Annotated in this window: 11 protein-coding genes; 5 read left to right on the top strand and 6 right to left on the bottom strand. The window is 44.7% G+C overall.

Annotation, left to right across the window (positions count from 1 at the left end):
- Nucleotides 1-92: 92 nt before the first annotated feature.
- From ACKU41_RS00890 to ACKU41_RS00865, 6 genes are all read right to left on the bottom strand, one after another.
- Nucleotides 93-671 carry a hypothetical protein gene (locus tag ACKU41_RS00890; protein ID WP_321403474.1) on the bottom strand — a complete coding sequence of 193 codons (579 nt, stop codon included), beginning with the start codon at nt 669-671 and terminating at the stop codon, nt 93-95.
- Nucleotides 672-707: 36 nt separating this feature from the next.
- Nucleotides 708-1,334 (bottom strand): hypothetical protein, encoded by a 627-nt coding sequence (locus tag ACKU41_RS00885; RefSeq protein WP_321403472.1) that lies wholly within the window; start codon nt 1,332-1,334, stop codon nt 708-710.
- A 54-nt stretch (nt 1,335-1,388) separates the two neighbouring features.
- Nucleotides 1,389-2,354 carry a nucleotidyl transferase AbiEii/AbiGii toxin family protein gene (locus ACKU41_RS00880; RefSeq protein WP_321403470.1) on the bottom strand — a complete coding sequence of 322 codons (966 nt, stop codon included), beginning with the start codon at nt 2,352-2,354 and terminating at the stop codon, nt 1,389-1,391.
- A complete protein-coding gene (locus ACKU41_RS00875) occupies nt 2,351-3,082 on the bottom strand; it encodes a DUF6088 family protein (protein ID WP_321403468.1) in 732 nt (243 codons plus the stop codon). Before ACKU41_RS00875 ends, ACKU41_RS00880 begins: the two co-directional genes overlap by 4 nt.
- 134 nt (nt 3,083-3,216) lie before the next feature.
- Nucleotides 3,217-3,450 (bottom strand): hypothetical protein, encoded by a 234-nt coding sequence (locus ACKU41_RS00870; RefSeq protein WP_321403466.1) that lies wholly within the window; start codon nt 3,448-3,450, stop codon nt 3,217-3,219.
- Nucleotides 3,451-3,594: 144 nt separating this feature from the next.
- Entirely contained in the window at nt 3,595-4,734 is a 1,140-nt protein-coding gene (locus tag ACKU41_RS00865; RefSeq protein WP_321403464.1) for a site-specific integrase, read from the bottom strand.
- Between the two features lie 649 nt (nt 4,735-5,383).
- Between ACKU41_RS00865 and ACKU41_RS00860 the strand changes: the two genes are divergently transcribed.
- From ACKU41_RS00860 to ACKU41_RS00840, 5 genes are all read left to right on the top strand, one after another.
- Complete coding sequence (locus tag ACKU41_RS00860; RefSeq protein WP_321403461.1) at nt 5,384-7,336, top strand: ATP-binding protein; 1,953 nt, start codon at nt 5,384-5,386, stop codon at nt 7,334-7,336.
- 224 nt (nt 7,337-7,560) lie between these two features.
- Nucleotides 7,561-8,457, top strand: coding sequence for a phosphatidylserine decarboxylase (locus ACKU41_RS00855; protein ID WP_321403459.1), 897 nt, complete (start codon nt 7,561-7,563; stop codon nt 8,455-8,457).
- A 720-nt stretch (nt 8,458-9,177) separates the two neighbouring features.
- Nucleotides 9,178-10,260, top strand: a complete 1,083-nt coding sequence (locus ACKU41_RS00850) for a hypothetical protein (protein WP_321403457.1) — start codon at nt 9,178-9,180, stop codon at nt 10,258-10,260.
- A 31-nt stretch (nt 10,261-10,291) separates the two neighbouring features.
- Complete coding sequence (locus ACKU41_RS00845) at nt 10,292-11,839, top strand: TolC family protein (protein ID WP_321403456.1); 1,548 nt, start codon at nt 10,292-10,294, stop codon at nt 11,837-11,839.
- A 2-nt stretch (nt 11,840-11,841) separates the two neighbouring features.
- Entirely contained in the window at nt 11,842-20,085 is an 8,244-nt protein-coding gene (locus tag ACKU41_RS00840) for an Ig-like domain-containing protein (RefSeq protein ID WP_321403455.1), read from the top strand.
- Nucleotides 20,086-20,101 lie beyond the last annotated feature (16 nt).

Here is a 20,101-nt window from a genome sequence, read left to right as displayed (position 1 = left end):
CTTATTATGACTGATATTTTAAAAACAAATTTATATTTCTTTTCAAGAGAAAGAGTCAAGAATAGCAAATAAGTCACTATTGCTTCAACTTACTAAGTTAAACTGCATGCTAATTTTTCAGAAATTCCCTTGATTTCTTTGTCAGCTAACTTTTCAGTGAATGGCTTATGTTGCTGACGCCACAAGGCAAGATTAGGATCATTAATTTCATTTTGTATCGATTGAGGCAATGCACGTTGTAAATCTTCCATGAACTCTAAATCATCTTCATACAAAGTATGCATCCTAGAGTAGCTTAAATCCAATAAAGTACACCTAATAGGGCAAGCTTTGGTAAGTTCGACAAATTTATTATCAAATGAACTCATAAAAGGAATATTAAATCCCCCACTAGGAGTAATAGAAGTAATCGTCTCTTGAAATCTAAGAAAAAAAAGGTCCCAACTCATTCCTCTTATCCCTTTCAAAGACTTAGAATTTGCTGCATTCATCGGACTAAAAAAATTGAACTTTGTCCTGTACTTAAAAAATTTCCATGCGAAGAACAATTCCAGTTTTGCAAAACTTCCAATCGTACCCAGACAGAACCTAGTAATTTCACAAAGATTTTGATCTATCGCGCTTTTATCATTTAGATACAACTCAAACGCCTTCAACATGATCAGATGCATGCCTTTTTGCTGCAATACAGCTTGTTTAGCAGCAGGCTACCTAGCAAAAGTCATTATGTCTTGTATAGCTAGGTTTCCCGCCTCTTTTCGGTCTAGAAGGTGCTCAAATTCCAAACCATTAAAGGACTCTCTTGTCTTAGTATAATCAAAACGCTTCAAAGCTCGAATTGTATCAAACGGGTGCGAATTATTCCTATTGTTCAACTCTTCGAAACGCTCAAGAAGAAAAAAAGAGTGATTAAAGTTAAGATTATACCTTTTTAAATACTCCATCAGCTCAAAAAACCTTGGATCACGCACCTCTCCCCCAGCCTCCCATGTCCTAAATGCGGCTGCTACATTTGAGTCAAAGTATATCGAAAAGTTTAGTGGAAACTCAGCACGTCCTGAAGACGCAGTTTTTCCATAAATTTCATCATCGTATACAAGTATTCCAGATCCACAATAATATTTTTTCAAAGCCTTACAACTCACCTCAATATCGCTCAACGAAGCAAATCCAAAATCAAGTTCTGTATTGTCACTTGAATATACAAGTTGAAATCCTTTGAACAAATGAGGAGCTGAATCAATTAACGACTTAAAGCTTTTACTGCTATCATGTTGAGCAATAAGATTGACAGCTTCTCCAAATCTCACAAATCGTTGTACTGTTGGCTCCATATAAATTTCCTTTAATCACATAAACAAACTATTATTAGCCGTTATACAGGTTACTTAGTCGCACAAGTCGATTTTCGTAAAAATCCTACCCAGCTCCACCAAACTCCCCAAAACATCATCCGCAGCAGGCAGTTCCCCATAAACGATAGCCCCAAGACCATCACGATATGCAGGCAACAAGGACTTCCATACGGCCTCCGTATCAGCAAAAATGGGACATTCTGCTATATCCATATCCACCCACTTTGCATCGCCTACCGGGGCTTCCTGATCGAATTTACGCACAACCTCAAGAAGCTGCTGAAAATCAGCAGAGTTGACAAACTTCTGAATCTCTTCCCGCTGCATGAGCTGGTGGATGTCGTAAATATGCCTGATCTTCTGGCGCAGGGATTCAGTTGAATTGTCGCTACAAGATGCTTTTACAATCGCCATGACTTTTTCCGTGAATGTCCGCTCAAGACACAGGACTTGAAATGGAAAGGGCTCAAGCCCGAACTCTTTGATAAGCGCATCCTCTCCCCTGCTTTTCAGGAAGTCATAAATATACGTAGAGATCGGCAGCGGCTGGTATGGCGAAGGATGAGCAAAAGCATTCACTTCCAACAAAATCTTGTTAGAGATCGGTCCGAAAGCACCTTCAAAGGTTTGCGGGTAGGAATAATAAATCTTGCGGATCATGGAGCCTTTACTGCTTCCCGCTGGCTCTTCAGTCAAATCCTTGCTGGCTATCTCTGTAATCTTCTTGAGCAGCTTTTTAATCTGATTGGATGCAATGCCCTGTTCAGTGATGACAGCGAGGTCCACGTCTTCAGAAAAGCGTTCAATGCAACCATATGCCTTGGACAAAGAAGTCCCACCCTTGAAGACCGTAACATCCGCAAGATCAGTCTGAGTAATCCGGTACAGCGCGAGAGTCAGCCAGTAATCTTTTTCGATAAAAATGCTTTGCAACCGCAAATTATCCGCAGTTGCCTGAATGGCATCCCGAAAAATATCTTTTGATTCGTGAAGCCTCACATTATCCCCCAAGCTTTCTTGTTTTTCAAAACCGCATCCGAAACCATAACCTTGAACTTTGTGTAAGGATTCAGACTACCCCTTAAGGAATCAACCTGAATGCTTTCAACCATCCCTTCAGAAAGACATCCGCAAAGGGCTCGAACCATGGGCGGATAGGATTTAGCCAACTTCACCAATCTTTCCAGATCAGACTTCGTAAGCCGCACCATTTTTGTACCAACGACTTGAATCACATCATCAGGGGCACAATCCTGCGCCTTCTTGATGAAGCGTAAAGCCTCAAGCAATTGCAGCAGCGGAATATCCGCCTCCTGAATCTCATCTACATAGCTACGCACATACTGGACTTGAATCTTACCGATATTCTGCTTTCTACGGGGAGCAACGCTGGCAATGGTCAGCACACTCGGGACCTGCGTTGCAATCTGAAGCTGTAAGTACACAGACTGCCCGGTAAGGATTCCGGTTATCTCATCCCCTTTGCGAGTCAAAAAAGAAATAAGCTCTTCATCAGCAGGACCAACTGATCCGAAAAGGGTTTTCTTGGGACGATAGAATGCCCCCTTGGCCTGACGGATAAGAACCTGCTTCTTCACCAGACGTCCCAAAGCCTTCGCCAGAGCCTGAGGCTTGGTTTCCTGCAAATCCTTAAAGTCACCATAGGTGATGATCTTCCCTGGCGGGACGGATTCAATATAGTTATTAATCTGTGCTGCTACCTGCATGGTGATATCCTCTTCTTAATCAAAAATTATTCTTTTATCGTCATATGTCAAGTTTTTGCATGTAAAAACTTGACTAAATTAGTCACTGAACACAAAATACAAGACCCCAACACAAACACATCGCCAGAACAGGATTAGAAAGAGTCGAGAATTATACGCACCTTACTCGCAGCACCAACATATTTATTCAAAGACTCTAACGCCTCATTCTTCCCGGCACTCTGCTCGCTGATCGCTTTTTCAGCACAATTAATAAAGCCTTTCTGAAATTCCACTAAATTTAAGGCAGTAATAAACGAAAAAACCACTCCCCCAACAAGCAAAATACGCCACATGTCAAGAATAGCTTCAATACCAGCTTTAAACATTTAAATCTCCTTATAACAAATCATTACCAGTTGATGGGCACATGCAACGTGGCTTCATATTTATTACCTCGTCAACATTTTACATTAAATTTTCAACTAAATGCTTGAAAACCAATACATTGCCCTAAAATAAACCCTCAACAATCAATCAACACCACCCAAAACATCATCCGCAACAGACGCAGCCCTTCGTAGGGCCTCATCCGCTAAATGGGCATACCGCTGGGTCATTTGAGGGCTTCCGTGACTAAGCAGCTTCTGCAAGGTATAGAGGTCAACCTTACCACTGGAAGCAAGCAATGAAGCAAAGGTGTGGCGTAATCCATGGAGCGGTCTGAAGTCTTTGGGCAGGCCTGCCTTATCCCGAACCCTGCGGGCAATCCTGACGAACTCTTTTCGTTTGCCGCCATCGTGGCCGGGGAACACATATTCGCTTTCCACCTGATCCACCTGCTTCAGGATGTCATAGGCGAGCTGGGCCATGGGGATCTTTTCGGTCTTACCTTTCTTGGCTGCTTCTCCGCGCAGGGTGATGAACCGTTCTTCGAAATCGACATCTTCCCATTTCAGGGCAAAAAGTGCTCCACGACGCATACCAGTAGCCAGTGCCAGACGGATAAGCGAAGCAGCATTCTGGTCTTCCTCTTCATCAAGAGCCTGCCAGAAGGCCTTGAGCTGCTTTGATGTCATGCTCTCGGTTTTGACATTGTCGATCTTGGGCATTTCAAAATGGAGCAAACGGGGATCGGGGGCTGCACAGAGCCCTTTCTTGATACTGAAATTTACGATGCGCTTGAGCAACGCAAGGACGTGTTTGGTGGTCTGCGGGGAAAGCTTCTTCAACAGATCGGAACGGAGCCGGTCAATCTCGATGGTCCTCAGCTCTGCGGTTTCCATATTGCCGAAGCCATCTTTGAGATACCTGTTGTAGCGGTTGATATCACTCTTCAGGCTTTTGGTGACTTCACCGCGCTGCCGGACGTATTCATTCCAGAGCTTGTCGATAGTCCATCTGGCATTCTCGGCTTCTTTCTCCGCCCTTTTGGCAATGCGGACCTCATCGTTGGTCGGAAGGTCTCCATCAATCTTCATGGCCCGCAGCTTTGAAGCCTTGGCCGGGGTCATGTCATCACGATGCTGGCGACCGGCCTTCTCTTCAACCTGTTTTCCGTGCTTGCGGTAGCGGATGAAATAGACCTTTTCGGGCTTTCCGCTCAGTTCATGTTTTTTTTCGACGTAAAATACACCGGGGTATTTCGTCTTATGCCTTGTTTCCTTTGCCATATCGCCTCCTATTTTCCCCCACACTCTCCCCCACACTTGAGCGCAAAATTGATGAAAAAGCAAGCAAAAGGATGCAAAGCAAATTCGACTAAACCACTGAAAATATGTAGAATATGAAAAAGGATGAAAATAAGTGCAAACAGCTATTTACGGCCTTCTAAGCCGTTGGCCTAGGGTTCGAATCCTTCCTGCCCCGCCATGATATTTCAAGGGTTTATCTTCTACGGAAGGTAAACCCTTTTCTTTTTGGTTTTCCTTCCCCCACAGCTGGGATGAAAATTGATGCAAAGGCATGAAAATATTTTTCCTTGGTTGGATTAAAAAAATGATGACTACACAGAGGGTGGGGTTAGTTCAAGGGGAAAAATTAAGGTCCACGTCTTCACCAAACGCTCCAAAGCCTTTGCCAAAGCATGCGGCTTGGTTTCCCGCAAATCCTTAAAGTCAGCATAGGTTCTGTGTTGCTACCTGCATAGCTATATCCCCTTCTCATCAGAAGTCATGCTATCGGTTTTGGCATTATCGATCTTGAGCATTTAAACGAGTAGCACAGATAACGCACTAGAATGAATTTAAAAAAATCTTGATACTCATCAATCCTGTCTGTATAGCCGGAATAAATGCCCGTATTTATCAAGCTGGGGAAACAATGTCTTTTGATGGGTACATGAATAAATTTTTGAAAATATTTTTTTGGTCGGCAACTATTCTTTGCTGCCTGCCCTGCCCTTCCACTCATGCATCCTACCTACCTGACACAATTCTTATAGATGATTCTCATGCAAGATACGACCTCCGCGATTACGCCACTGTACTTCCAGACAATGGCTATTCAATTTCGCAAATTTCATCTGAAAAATTTTCGGACAAATTTAGAGCTGCGAACGAATTCTTTTATCCGGGTAAAAATCCGTCCGGGTACTGGTTGCGCTTCAGCGCAAGCTTGAAAAATACATCCTTGCCCGACAGGTGGATTATTAAAGTCGTACCTCCCCAGATCAAGAAAATAATTTTGTACACCAAAGACCCCGCTGCCAAAAGATGGACCGAATGGCATGCCGGATACGGAAACGAGAAGCGAACAAGCTGGCAAGGTGAATTGTTCCTTGCACACGGGATCAGGTTGAGTGTTACTCCAGTTACCTTTTATGTATTTGTGCAGGCTGAGGATTCATTTTTCAATCCATTGCTGCTTGTCACCGAAAATATTTTTTTCAAGGAAAGAACGATCGAAAATATTTGGACCGCCACAGCTTTCGGTTTTGCTTTTGCCTTGATAAGTTACAACCTATTTTTATTCTGCTGCCTGTGGGATAAAAGTTACTTGTGGTACTCCATGCAAGGGCTTTCACTTGCGATATATTTTTTATTAGTTCGCGGTGTTATCTTTCAATATGTCCTCATTGACGCTTCTCTTGTTGCTCCATTTACTTTTGCTTTTCTGGCTTTTTTTCATTTTTTCAGTGCAATGTTTGTGAAGACTTTTTTTGCAACCGCTGACTCTCCCAGTTGGTTTAAGACTCTACTTAACATCCTACCTATAATTCCAGCTGGATTTTTTTTGGCTATTTTCTTTTTACCTGTCGTCCTTACGACAACTTTTATCTCCGTATTAAATGTCTTTTACCCTGCCGTGTACTTATTTTTGGGCAGTTGGGCATTGCAGTCAGGCTACTCCCCTGCGCGCTTTTTTCTTTTTGCCTGGACAGTGCTTCTCCTTGTTGCAATGCTGATTGGGCTTGGCGGCTTGGGAATTGTACGCAGTTTGGAGCAGATGCTAATTTTATTTCAGGCTTCGAGCCTTTTTGAATTGCTTCTTTTGTCTCTGGCGTTGGCGGATAGAATTGAAAATTATCGTCGAAAAAAACATATTGCCAACGAAATAAATCAACTCAAAAGTTCATTTATAACTGCAGTGGGCAATGATATTTGTGAACCGCTTGACAGAATCAATGCGGAGAGCAGACAAATGCTGGAATCAAGGCTTGATGCACAGCAAAGCAAGGTTGTTTCGATAATTCAGAGCTCTGCAGGATATTTAAAGCAAATTGTCAGTAACATTAATGACATAGATGCCATTGAAAATGGTTCTATAGTTCTTTTAAAAGAACAAATCGATTTTCATGCATTCATTTCTGAAATTAAAGAAATAATCCGGCCTTTAGCAGATGCGAAAGGGATCGGACTGGTTATACATAAGAACGATTTGCTTCCTGATACAATTACTAGTGACTCAGTACGATTACGGCAAATTATACTGAACCTTCTTGGCAATGCAGTTAAATTTACTGAGAGCGGTAAAGTTTGTCTTGAAATAGAAATGAGTGAAAGTGGAATTTGCAAGTTTTCGGTCAACGATACCGGGATCGGCATTCCTCCCGAAAAATTGGAAACAATTTTTGAAAGTTATGCTCAAGCCGACAGTTCAATGTCTAGAAACCAAAACGGTACCGGTTTAGGTTTGGCGATTAGCAAGCTGTTGATAGATAAGATGGGTGGTTCGATTCATGTCCACAGTCGGTTAGGTGAAGGAAGTTGCTTTTCCGTAATTGTTCCGCTTGAGATTGATGCCGTTCATACAATTTCAGGCTTGTCAGATTAATAGCTAATTCCATTGCAAAATTACTATCCACCTTGTATCTGCCTTTTCAGACACACCTTTTCTGCTCTCAAACATAGTAATGACAAAGCCTGCTCCTGCAATTTACCATGCCAGAGATATTGGAGACGTCACTTCACCTTCCCCCTTCATCTCGAACCTCTTGCCGCCCCACCCGCCAAGTGCTATCACACGCCACAAGTGAACATCTCAAACAAGAGGCAAACATGGATTACATAGAATACATTGACCGGGACTCAGGAGAACGGCGCAAGGAAATTGTGCCGGGCGAGGGATGGCTGAAATGGCTATACCATAATCCTCTGGGGAAGTTAGTCCTGCATGGAGTGATTAAAAGAAAAATTATTTCCCAATGGTACGGCAACAAAATGGATGCCCCGTCCTCTAAAGGGAAAATTCCCGGTTTCGTAAAGGATTTAAATATTGATATGAATGAGGCGACCCGCCCAATAGATGACTACACCTCATTCAACGATTTTTTCATCCGGGAACTCAAACCTGAAGCACGTCCGGTCGACCCTGAACCTAAGGCAATTGTTTCACCGGCAGACGGTAAGATACTGGCCTTTGAAGGCATCTCCGGACTGGATTCCTTCTTTGTAAAAGGACAGCAGTTCTCGCTCGACAGTTTCCTGCAGAACTGCATGCTCAGCAAAAAGTATGAATACGGCACTCTGCTGATAATTCGCCTTGCTCCTGCTGATTATCATCGTTTCCATTTTCCTGCAGACGGTAATATTACCGCATCCACATTGATCAACGGCGACTTTTTTTCAGTTTCTCCTTACGCTGTAAGAGAAAGACTCAGCGTATACTGGGAAAACAAAAGAGAATACAGCCTCCTAAAAACTCCGGTTGCCGGAGATATCCTGCTCTGCGAAGTTGGAGCAACCATGGTCGGTTCCATTGAGCAATCGTATAGCCCTGACTGTGATGTAAAAAAAGGACAGGAGAAAGGATGGTTCAAATTCGGCGGTTCTACAGTGATCATGCTTCTGGAAAAAGGTATGGCCAGCATTGATCCAGACATACTGCAAAACACTGAAAATGGATTCGAAACAAGTATAAAGATGGGCCGACGCATAGCAGAAGCCTGTAATTGATCCATAACCACAAAATGAAGAATTATCTCTACCATGTATAATTCTTCATTTTTTTACGACTCAAATTATACGTACACGCATGTTTAACGGCGCATTGCAATCCTAAAAACACCTAAGTAAATGCTTCACTTTTATTTTGATATATTATAAAAATACACACCTGTGCTGGCATAATTATTACGCAAACAGTCGCACTTTCGTCAAAAATTAACGCATTTCAGCTAAAGCTGACACTTCACTGATCCGGGGAGGGAGTCTGTGGAACAAATAATTGCGAATCTTAATGGCGCGATATGGACTTTTTTCCTGTTATTCTCATGCAGGAAGAAACCAGTTGCGGCCCCATACCACATTTGTGATTGCGGCGCGGATATAGCCAGCCCCCCCCCTCTCGATGGCAAGAACATCTTTACCGTTCGAAACATGTCCTTCGCCCTCCATCAAGGCACCGTCTGTGGAGAAATTTCAGGAGACATGAAAAGCGAATTCAAATAGTTTATATCCACCAGAATTCGTTCTACACCAAAATGCCAAGTTCGGTTTAATGATTATTTTTAAAGTGGCATAAGCGAAAAATTGCCTTTTAATCGTAATGAATTTAAATAAAATTTGTTTTATAAACTTTTTTTAGAACTTTTCATTTAATAATATTTCTTTTATATAAAATAATGTCAAAGAGGCATTTTTTTCAGATAAAAGTCAAAGGAATTTAATAACAAGATGGTTTACAACAGCAATAAATACAGATTATATTTAACTTTATCGATACTCGTACTTCTTGTGGTTATTTCCAGCGTGGTAATCAGTTTTGCATTTCTGAAAACCCTTTTTGCTACTTCGGAAATAATAAACTCAATCATCCTCGCGGTCTTTGCCGGTAGTTTGATAATATCCTTTCGGTACATCTTCTCAGTACGCAGGGATATGCATCTTTTCGCTGAATTCACAGGCTGGTGTGAACATCCGGAAGAAAGTTCCTTTGAACTTGATGACTTGAACAAGGGACTTCTCGGTAATGTTCTTATTTCCATTGGATGCTCCATAAAGGAAAACGGCATCCTGATCGTTAAATCGTCCAGTGACAGCCGTTCCATTATAGAAAGCCTTGAACAAAGTTTTTCTTCTCGTTCATCACTGATATCATTTCTTAGTGGATTCCTCGTTCTGCTTGGCCTTATGGGTACTTTTCTCGGTTTGACCCTGACCCTGCAATCCATGGGGGAAATTCTTTCGACCCTCGCAGGAGGACTGACCGACTCCAGCGACACTTCAATTATGCAGGTCATGATTCAGCTCATCGTAGAGCTTAAAAACCCCATGGCCGGAATGGGTACTGCTTTCTCAACATCCCTGTTCGGACTTGCGGGCAGTGGTGTTGTCGGAGTCCTCTCCATTCTGCTGAGCCGCATGCATGACCAACTCAAACAGCGTCTTGAAAACTGGCTCAATGAAAAAACCGAATATTCTTCCAGCAAATCCGGTGCAGCGGGCACTGTTTCTGCGGATCAAGATCTCGGCAGTCAGATGTCTGCCATTTCCGCACAGTTGGAAAGGAACAATGAGGCCCTGCTGGAATCTCTGGAGAATACCAACAAATTCTTACTCAAGCTGACACTTCTCCAACAGCGTTCCGCAGAAGCCATCAATACAGTTCAGGACCAGTCTCTTGAAACAACCAAGGAAATCGGTCTGGGCAATGAATTGACAGGAAGACTGATTAAAGAATCGCGCCAGATGGTAACTACTTTGGAAAAGGGCATTGAGGCCATGAATTCTATGAATGGAAAACAGCCTAAGAATTAATTCAGGCTGTTAATATAAATCGGGTGAATATATGTCAGGGCAGATGATTAAAAAATTCGGAACTGTCTGCGCGCTATGTGCGCTGCTTACGTTTCAAGGCAATATTTGTTTCGCAGAAAATTCCACATCGGGCACTCCCCTGCCTGATGTGGAAAACGTATCTGCTGAAACCGCAGAACCTGTCGGCCTCTCGGGATTGGAAAAAAATGACGAATCATACAAAAGCGCAGTAAATATTGAAAGCTTCAAGCCGGGAATCATCAAGATAGATGACCCGGCAGAAAAAGGCTCTTCCCTGCAAACAGAGAATCCTGATACAAACCGTACAGCCCTGACTCTATACCATGCTTGTGAACTTGCCGTGGGCGGTCATCCGCTGGTTGCGTCATCTCGCTACTCCATGCTGGAAAAGAATGCTGAGTACGGCATGGCCCGCAGCGTATATTTGCCGCGCATCGACTTTAGGGCGCAGGCCGGGCCTTCACACAACATAGATGCAGACAGCACCAGTTACGGTCAATCCGCAGTTGAAATGACCCAGACCCTGTACAATTTCGGCGGTCTGGATGCCAGTGTGGACAGTGCCAAATTCAAGGCTGAAGGAGCAAAATACCGTCTTGCCAGAACTCAGGAAGACATCGCAGCCCTGACCATCAATGCCTACCTGAGCGTGATGCAGGCACAGGAGACCCTTGACGTCTACAATAACACCTTGAATTTTTACCAGAAACTGCTGAAAACTTTTTGGGAACGCTATAATGCGGGAATCTCCTCCAAAGCTGATGCACGGAAAGTGGAAGTATCTCTGCGCTCAACAGAATCTCAGGTAACAGTGCAACAGCAGCAGCTGAAAACTGCCAGACTCATGCTTGAGAACATCATAAAGCAGCCGGTCAATGAAGTGGATACAAATATTCCCATGGACAAAATGGCCATATCCGATACCCTTGAAGAAGCTTATGCGATCGCCAAGGCCAACAACGTAAACCTCAAGGCTTACGATGCTGAAATCGAGTCACAGAAAAAGGCTGTTTCAACCATTGAGTCTGGCTACTACCCCTCTTTCGGGTACCGCCTGCAGGCCAAAAGTGAGTTCAAAAAAGTGGACGGGTATGAAAACGCACTGGACGGACAGCTCACCGTTAACTGGAACCTCTTTAACGGCTACGCTACAGATGAAAGCATAAAAAAAGAAGAGGCTGTTCTCAAACGTCTTGTCGCAACTAAGGAAGCTACTGAACTTGAGGTTCAGAATATTCTTTCCGATGCTTTCAATGCCTACAAATCTTCTAAAAAAGAATTCGAACTGGCACATGATGCCTACGATGCAAGTATCAACCTCATGGGACTTTACTTGAGCGAATTCGATCTCGGTATCCGCACCCTGCTGGACTTAATCACCGCAAGGGAAGGCCAGACAAGTGCGGCAGTTCGTGAAGTAAACGCCCGCTACGCCAGAATTCGGGCGGCACTCAATATTTTTCTCGAGCAGGGACGTTTACCGGAAGTTCTGGGACTGCCCATTGAAGACACCCCTTTTGTAACCGACAATGCCCTCTACTCTGCCAAAGGTGAATAATTATGGCCGACACACAGAAAGTATCTCCATCGACTGTATATAATGTTCAGGGTTCCCCTGATGATTACGATTACGTACTTAAAGGCGCCGACCTTATTCTGATCAATAAGCAGACCCATGAAGAGCAGACATTTCTTTTTGTCGGCAACATTATGAGTCTTGACGGTCAGGTCAACATGAATTTTTCAGACGGGAATTCATTGCAATCGCAAGACGTATTCAACCGCTCTAGAATGCTGGACATGGGCAAACAGGATGAAGAAGCCCCTGAATGGGAAGCTGTGTCCGATGAATCCACTCCTTCAGACGAAGAAGGAAACTCCGAAGAAGGAAACCTCGCCGGGGAGAAGGTTCAGCCCATCCAGACCGCACAGGCTGCGCTCATGACCGACCCCACTGATGACATCCTCAAAAGCCAGCAGCGCATGTTTGATGATATCAACAAATTCGCAGAGCAGGACAGCCTTTCCAGTGATGTAAGTTCTCAGGGTTCACAGAGATTGGAGGCAGAGGATAGAGAACTGGAAGATAAAAAAGAAGAGGAAAAAGAAGATAAGCCTGAGCCCCAGCCGGAGGACGATCTCCAAAAGCCTGATCCGCAAGATGATACTAAAACTGATACTAAGGAAACTATAGGCAATACGACTATAGACCTTGCTGATGACTCTGACTCAGGGATAAGCAATACAGACAACATAACAAACAAATCAACCCTTGAAATAAAAGGTACAGCAGACCCCGGTGCGACTGTTAAAATTCTCGTTGACGGGGAACCCGCTAAGCTGCTCGTTAATGGAGAACTGAAAGACACATTGACTGCGGATGAGGACGGTAACTTTTCCGGTGAAATAACCAGAACCAGCGGTATATATACAATACAGGCAGAATCTTCATTTGACGGCACAGAACTGACCTCAAAATCCAGTACACTAAAAGTGGAAGTGGATACCAGTGCTCCTACAATTAATGACGATGCCACAGTGGAATCAACAGCTCCATCCGTAAATGGCTTTGAGGACGTGGATGCAGGGAAAACCTATACCAACGAATCCCGCCCGCTGCTTGAAGGAACCGGAGAAAAAGGCACAATCCTTACCATCACCTATAGCAGTGACAATGGTGACAGTGGTACAATTGAAAACGTCGTTGTGAACGACAACGGCAATTGGAGTTGCCGTGTTCCCGAGGGCAAGGAGTTTTCTGATGGTCAATATACCTTCACCATTACCGGTGCAGATGCTGCCGGCAATGATCTCACCGCGGACAGACAGATCCAGAACGTTTATGTTAAGCTGGAAGATAGTTTTAATCCAAATGCAACCATAGCCCTTGATATCGAATCCGACTCCAAGGGAACCCATTCCCTAGCTGAAGATGGTGACAGAGTTACTTATGAAGAAGACATTGATCTGACTATTAACTTAAACGATGAAAGTGTCCGCAAGGTGACTGTCTACCATACCGACACAGACGGCAATAAAACCGAACTGGGTACAGCGGAATATGATTCGGTTAACAAGGTATGGACCTACACTGTTGATTATGACGATATACCGGATGATGATACCTACACTTTCTGGGTAGAAGCTACGGATGTGGCCGGCAATACTACAAACCCCGGCTATTTCCTGCCCGTGACAATCGACCGTACCGTCGAACCGGCCCAGAACACAGGTCTGACTATTGATCTTGATCCCAATAGTGATTCCGGAGACAGCAGAGAGTTGCTTGGTAGGGAAGGAGCGGATGTAGATGCAGATCACTACACCCACGGCGCCGAAGAAGGTACTGACGGTATTGATAAGGGATTTATAAGAATTACCGGGACAAATGCAGGTGCAGGCGGTCAGGTACGGCTCTATATTATAAATGCGGATAACAGCAAAACCCTGATCGACACCGGCGGAAATATTTCAGCGGATGGAGACGGCAATTGGCACTATGACAATTTTGATGCCAGCATATACGGTAAAGATGGAGAGCAGACACTTACCATCCGTGCCGAAATAACCGATATTGCCGGTAACATTGAATACGCCGACCTGAATGTCACTATTGATAACGATGCACCTGTAGAATCCACTATTTTTGTGGAAGGTGCCCTTGAAACCAAAGAAACAGCCGAGGGTTTATTTACATCTGTAACAGGTAATAATGTTACATTGAGCGGGATTATCACCGAAGGCAAAGAAAAGGTTATTGTCACTCTGTATGACAAGGACGGAAACGAAATTGCCAATAGCGCACAGAATCCTGATCTGCTTAAAGTGGAAGCCTCCGGCGATGACTTTAAATGGTCATATATTGAGGACGGTGAAAACGGAACCGGCGTAGTGGACGGTCAGCAGTACTCCTACTACGTGACCGTGGAAGATGCCGCCGGGAACATCTCCAAATCTGATGTCATAAACGTTACTTCGGATCAGGGTACCGGGAAACCGGATATTGTGCTGGATGCATCCACAGACACATCCACAAAGGGTGACAATATTACTGATTTTGTCACTGAGGACGATAACGGCACCAAAGTAGAAAGCCACAATATAAACCTGAAAGTAACAGCAGACGACGATGCTACACTTGAAGTCTATCAGGTTTTTGATACTGCCGCTGAAGGCAGAATCGATCTCGGCAATGGCCTCTATGGTGTTAAGATCGAAACCGGCGGTGATATAGTAAACGGAGATGTGGTTACCTTTACTGCTGATGCAGCCACTTACGACGACAAAGCCACAGAACTTAAGTTCGTTACTGTTGCCACGGACGAAGCCGGTAACACTAACACTTCCGATGTCTACACCATGGTTCTTGATGATTCGCTCCCGGTTGATCAAACAGGCATAACCGTCACAGCTGTCTTGTCTGAAGATGGGGCGACCACTGCCGCCTGCCCGGACGGTGAGTATTCAAACGCCAAGGCTCTGGTCCTCAGCGGTTCATTCACCGATCTAATCGATACTGATATTGATGTTCCTTCCCCTGTGGTACGCGTTTATGACAATGGCACTAAAATCGGCATCGCAACAGTAACTGTCGATGCTGACGGTGAGTACAGCTGGTCTTTTAAGCTGGGTGATGAAAGCAACGTAAATGCCAATGTTGTCGCAAAGGATTATTCCTTCACAATTGAAATCGAAGATGCAGCCGGAAACATCACCACAGTTCCTGCTGATGCAAACGATACAATCGATGTCCACATCGACCGCACCCCCCCGGAAATTACTGCTGTTCTGGCCAATGATGCAGAAGGCCACAGTATGGATACCGGGCTTGAAAACAATGACTGGATCACAAAAATTGATTCCGGGCTCAAAATTGATGTTACAATAAATGAAGCCGACCCCGACACCATCAGTGTTGTACTGAACGGGGTTACCTACACCCGTAATCTGACAACTGCGGAAATTAATGCCGGAGTAGCGACTATCGACCTTGCCAATCCCGATGGCGAGACCGACACTCCGCCGACTCTCAACACTGATCCAGGAACTTCCAACTCGGTCTCAATCACTGTTACTGACAAAGCCGGCAATACCAGCGAACCGTTTACCGAGTCACTCGTAATTGACACGACAGATCCCACCGGGGACATCCTTCTTAATGATGATGACAACGCCGGTGACAAGACCGATACAATCACCACGGTAACCAACCCCACTCTGGAAGGTAAAACCGAAGCCGGAGCCAAAATTGAGTTGAAAATTCTCAAATTGGACGGTGACGGCCATTTGATTTCCACCTTGGATTCCGAGGGGAATGTTACCAGTGACAATGGTGGTGTTGCATATGAAGCAACTATTTACGCTGATGATCACACAGGTGACTGGGATGTGACTCCCTCTACTCTTCCTGCCGGAAGCTATAAAGTTGTAGCCACGGTTACTGACGTAGCCGGAAACACGCAGATGATTGACATGGACACGGATCTGGTAATTGCACCTGATCTGGATCCACCTTCTGCCCAACTCCTTAATGATACCACCCCCTATTTCTTTAGTGCAGAAGACACGACAGATGACGGTATCACCTCCGATAATCAAGGAGAATTCTCTGTTACCAAAAGTGCCGGAGCTTACGTAACCGTGCGTTATTGGGAAGTAAACAGTTCCGGTGACAGAATAGGCGATATACAAACCAATATTTATAATGAAGACAGTGATATCTCCGCGCTGGCAATCAATACTGATGCTATTACCGGCGGCCTTGATGACGGGCACTACGTTTTTGAATTTACGGCTACGGACGACGCATCCCAAATCTCCAGTACTCCAGTGGAAGTCGCTATCACCGTTGACACAACAGACCCTGCTGCCGCAATAAGCAAAGTACAAAACGGCGACACTGAACTTTCTGCAGACAACGGAGTCTACCTGACAAATGCTGACAACCCGGAAATCACTATTTCCGCAGAAGCTAAAAGTCAGGTTCGCATGATGGTTTTCAAAGAAGGTGATGACGGATATGACTTCGCTGACCTCAGCGATTCGGATAATCTGAAAGGTTTTGTCACAACCTATCTTGATGATCTTGATGACAACGTTGTCGGCTTCGCTGATGGCGTATGGACCGCCAATCCTTCCTTTGATTCCAACCCGGAAGACACAAACTACAAGGTAGTCCTTGTTGCCGAAGATGAGGCCGGTAACCTTTCCGCTCAGGTTGTTGAATTCCACCATGATAGCGAGCCTCCGGTAAAGCCCTCAATTGCACTGACAGTTGATGAGGGGGTTCTGGTTGAAGATGGTTATACGGATGAGAATAATAAGACCTATGACAGCACCACAGACCTGACCCCTACTCTTTCAGGAACGGCTTCTAAAGATGCAACCGGCGAAATTACTACTAAAATCGTCATAACCAATAATGATGATGAATCGTATTCCAAGACACTGGAAGCAGGTAAGGATTTCACGATTGACCCGGCAACAGGAAACTGGAGTTACCACTATGGAGATGACGGCAACTTCACACACATTCGTGGCGGTAACTACACTGCAACAATCACCAGCACGGATGAAGCCGGTAACGAAAGCAAAGACTATGTTGAATTCCACATTGAACAGGATGTGGCTTCTGCACCGACCATCGGGCTGGACAGTTCTCAGATTACGGGTGGCACATACGAAGGTATAACTTATACCAGTCTGGAAATTCTCGATAACGACAGCGATCCCGACAACGACTCAGACCAGATGCTGCTGCAGGGTAAGGCTATCGCATACAGTGAAGTTCAATTATACGCTGGAGACGATGCTCCGATCACAATTGATGTCGATTCCGAAGGTAACTGGAGCTACCCGCTTACCACTGAACAGAAAGCAGAAGGAACTATCGAATATTACGTCATCTGCGAAGGCAAGAAATCTGAAACTTTCACTCTTAAAATAGATAACGACATAGACACAGATCCTACAATCAACATTAGCACTGAACATGACAGCGGCTCAGATAACTCGGACTGGGTCACCAAGGATCCGACCATCAGCGGTGACGTTGAAAAAGGATCAACTGTAACCATCACAGCAACGCGGGTTTATACTCTGACAGCTGACGGGGATACCTATACCTATATCAAGGGAGAATCCACCGTTACAATCAGTGCTGAAGATGCCGCCGCCCTCACAGCAAACAACAGCATTTATACCGGTGACGACGGCAAAACCTACTTTGCAGATTCCGCCGATGTAAAAGAGTACACTGTTGACAGCAAAGACACTGAGGGGGGAAGTTACAGCAAGGATATCAAAACCCTCACAACTGGAGGCACTCTTGCTGACGGCCAGTACCAGATAACCGTAACTTCAACGGACAAAGCCAATAATACCGAATCCTTCACTTCGGACAAACTCGTTGTACTGGATACCGGCACTACCGTTCCGACGGTCGAGCTACACCCGGACAGTGACACATCATTTACCGCCAACGAACTTAAAATCAATGGCGGCGATACGGACGTTTATGACGATCTGCCGACTGAATTCAAAGAAAAGGCGGATGATGGTGACTTCAAGATTGACAAATTAACCAACGAATCTACCCCCATACTGCAAGGTGAAGCCGAAGCTGGGGCATTAATCAGCATAGCCATTGATGGTACTTCCGGCGTTTACACTACAAATGCAGGAGCAGACGGTCACTGGTCATTGCAATTAACTAACGCCCTTTCTGATGGAGAACACGTCATAACCGTCACCGCTACAGATACTGCCGGAAACGACGAGTCGAGCTCTGAACTGACCATAAAAATCGACAGTTCCCTCTCTACAGATGCGGACATTACAGTTGTCAACGGCACGGTCGGCCATGATGGAGGGGACAGCACCCCCGACATCTTTTATACCAGTGAAACAGACGCAACACTTAGTCTCCGCGGAGAATCCGGAGCTGCATATATTCTTTACTGCTATGACGAAGATACCGGCAAATACGTAAAAGTAGCTGGCGGGGTTCTGGCTTCCGACACGACCTATACTGTTCAGGAAACAGACTATCCCGACAATACCCTTGTTACTGATTTAGACGGAACAGTCCATATTGATGACGGAGCGCATCAACTTAAATACAAGCTGGTCACAATTGACGAAGCCGGCACAGCCCAGACTTCCGACTACACAGTGGATGTGGACACAGCTCCACCTGACACTGCAACTCAGATTGACTATGGAACTACGAAAGACCCGGGCTCTGAGTTGATTAATCTTACTAACAACACAGCAAGCATACACACCAGCGACAACAAAACAGACCTGGTAGTGCATACAGCTGCAGACACTGCGCGTGTTGAGTTATGGGATAAGACCACTAACACCATGAAATGCAGTGCTCAAGTCAGCGACGGCACAGCAACTCTGGTTCTAGAAGAAGATGATAAAAACAGCATAGATGACGGCACCCAGATATACATTATTAAATTTATTGATGATGTAGGAAACCACACCGATACCAGTGATGTCGAACTGACCATGACTGTTGATACCGCACCAACTACTGTAGACTCTGTTGTACTCGACAGTGATTCAGACCGTGGTTTTGATGCGAACGACGGCATCACCAGCGGCGAAATCTATACTTTCACAGGGACGTTCACCGAAGAAACTACGAATTACGCCAATATAGGATACACAATTACCATCACCAGCAACACTGATGACGCTGATCCTGATAATGATTTCGTGTGGACCTATACGCACAACCCCGGAGCTGACGGGACAACCGAACATGATGCAGGAGATTATATACATAGCGTCAACGTCACAGAAAGCGGTGAACATGCAGGTAGCTATTCATTTGACATTAATGATCCCAACCACTCTCTGGCCAATGGAGATTATACTGTAACAGTAACAGCAACCGATGAAGCAGGAAACACCTCTGCTGAAAAATCAGCACATATCACGATTGACAATCACACAATGCAGTCAATTGAAAACATCAACGTTGCAGACGGGACTAATGCGTGGGGCGAGACAACTATTCAGGTTGGGATGGATAATTATGGAGACGACGGTGATGCATCAACCGCTAGAGCATACCATGCCGAACTTACCGCATATGACAATGATGCACACAGCTCAACTACCCAAACACAGAATTTGGTCGAGGGCGATGACATCCGGCTAAGTATTACTGATAAACACGATATTTATGACTACGCAGAAGTCAAAGTCATAGACTCTTCCGGTAACGAATCAGACTCAAAATTCATTGACCTTGACAAAAGCGACTTGCACTATACTGCTGACGTTGGTGATAAAACGATTGACGATGTTAAGGTTACTATCACCGGTGAATTTGATTCCACACATAGCGGAACAGAAACAGTATCAGCATTAATTGATGCTCATACAAACGAGATTACGCTCGTTGATACAAATACCAACCAAGCTATAGCAAGTGGCGAAAAGTATGGTGTAACTGTACATCATGACGAAGATACCGGTTCATGGAGTCTTGATTTCAGTAACAGCCTTCTTCAAACCGGAGATTTTGAAATGCATATTTCCGGAATTGATAATGATACGGACTCCAGCGTCGAGTTGAATACCAAGGACATTGGTTTCACCCTGAGTGACATGAATACAGGCACTGTCGGCGACGAAATTTTTAATTCCGCTGCCGATAGCGCACAGGACTTCAACGGTGCTAAAGACGGAAACGGAGGAAATACGGCTGATACCACCTCCGACACGCACACGATTGTAGAAACCGAAGTCCATCAGGACCATATTGAGTTCAATATAGCTTAATTTTTAATAAAAAAGC

This window comes from Maridesulfovibrio sp., assembly GCF_963678865.1.
Taxonomy (GTDB): Bacteria; Desulfobacterota; Desulfovibrionia; order Desulfovibrionales; family Desulfovibrionaceae; genus Maridesulfovibrio.
The sequence above is the reverse complement of the archived record's forward strand: the minus strand, read 5'-3'. Positions and strand labels throughout refer to the sequence as shown.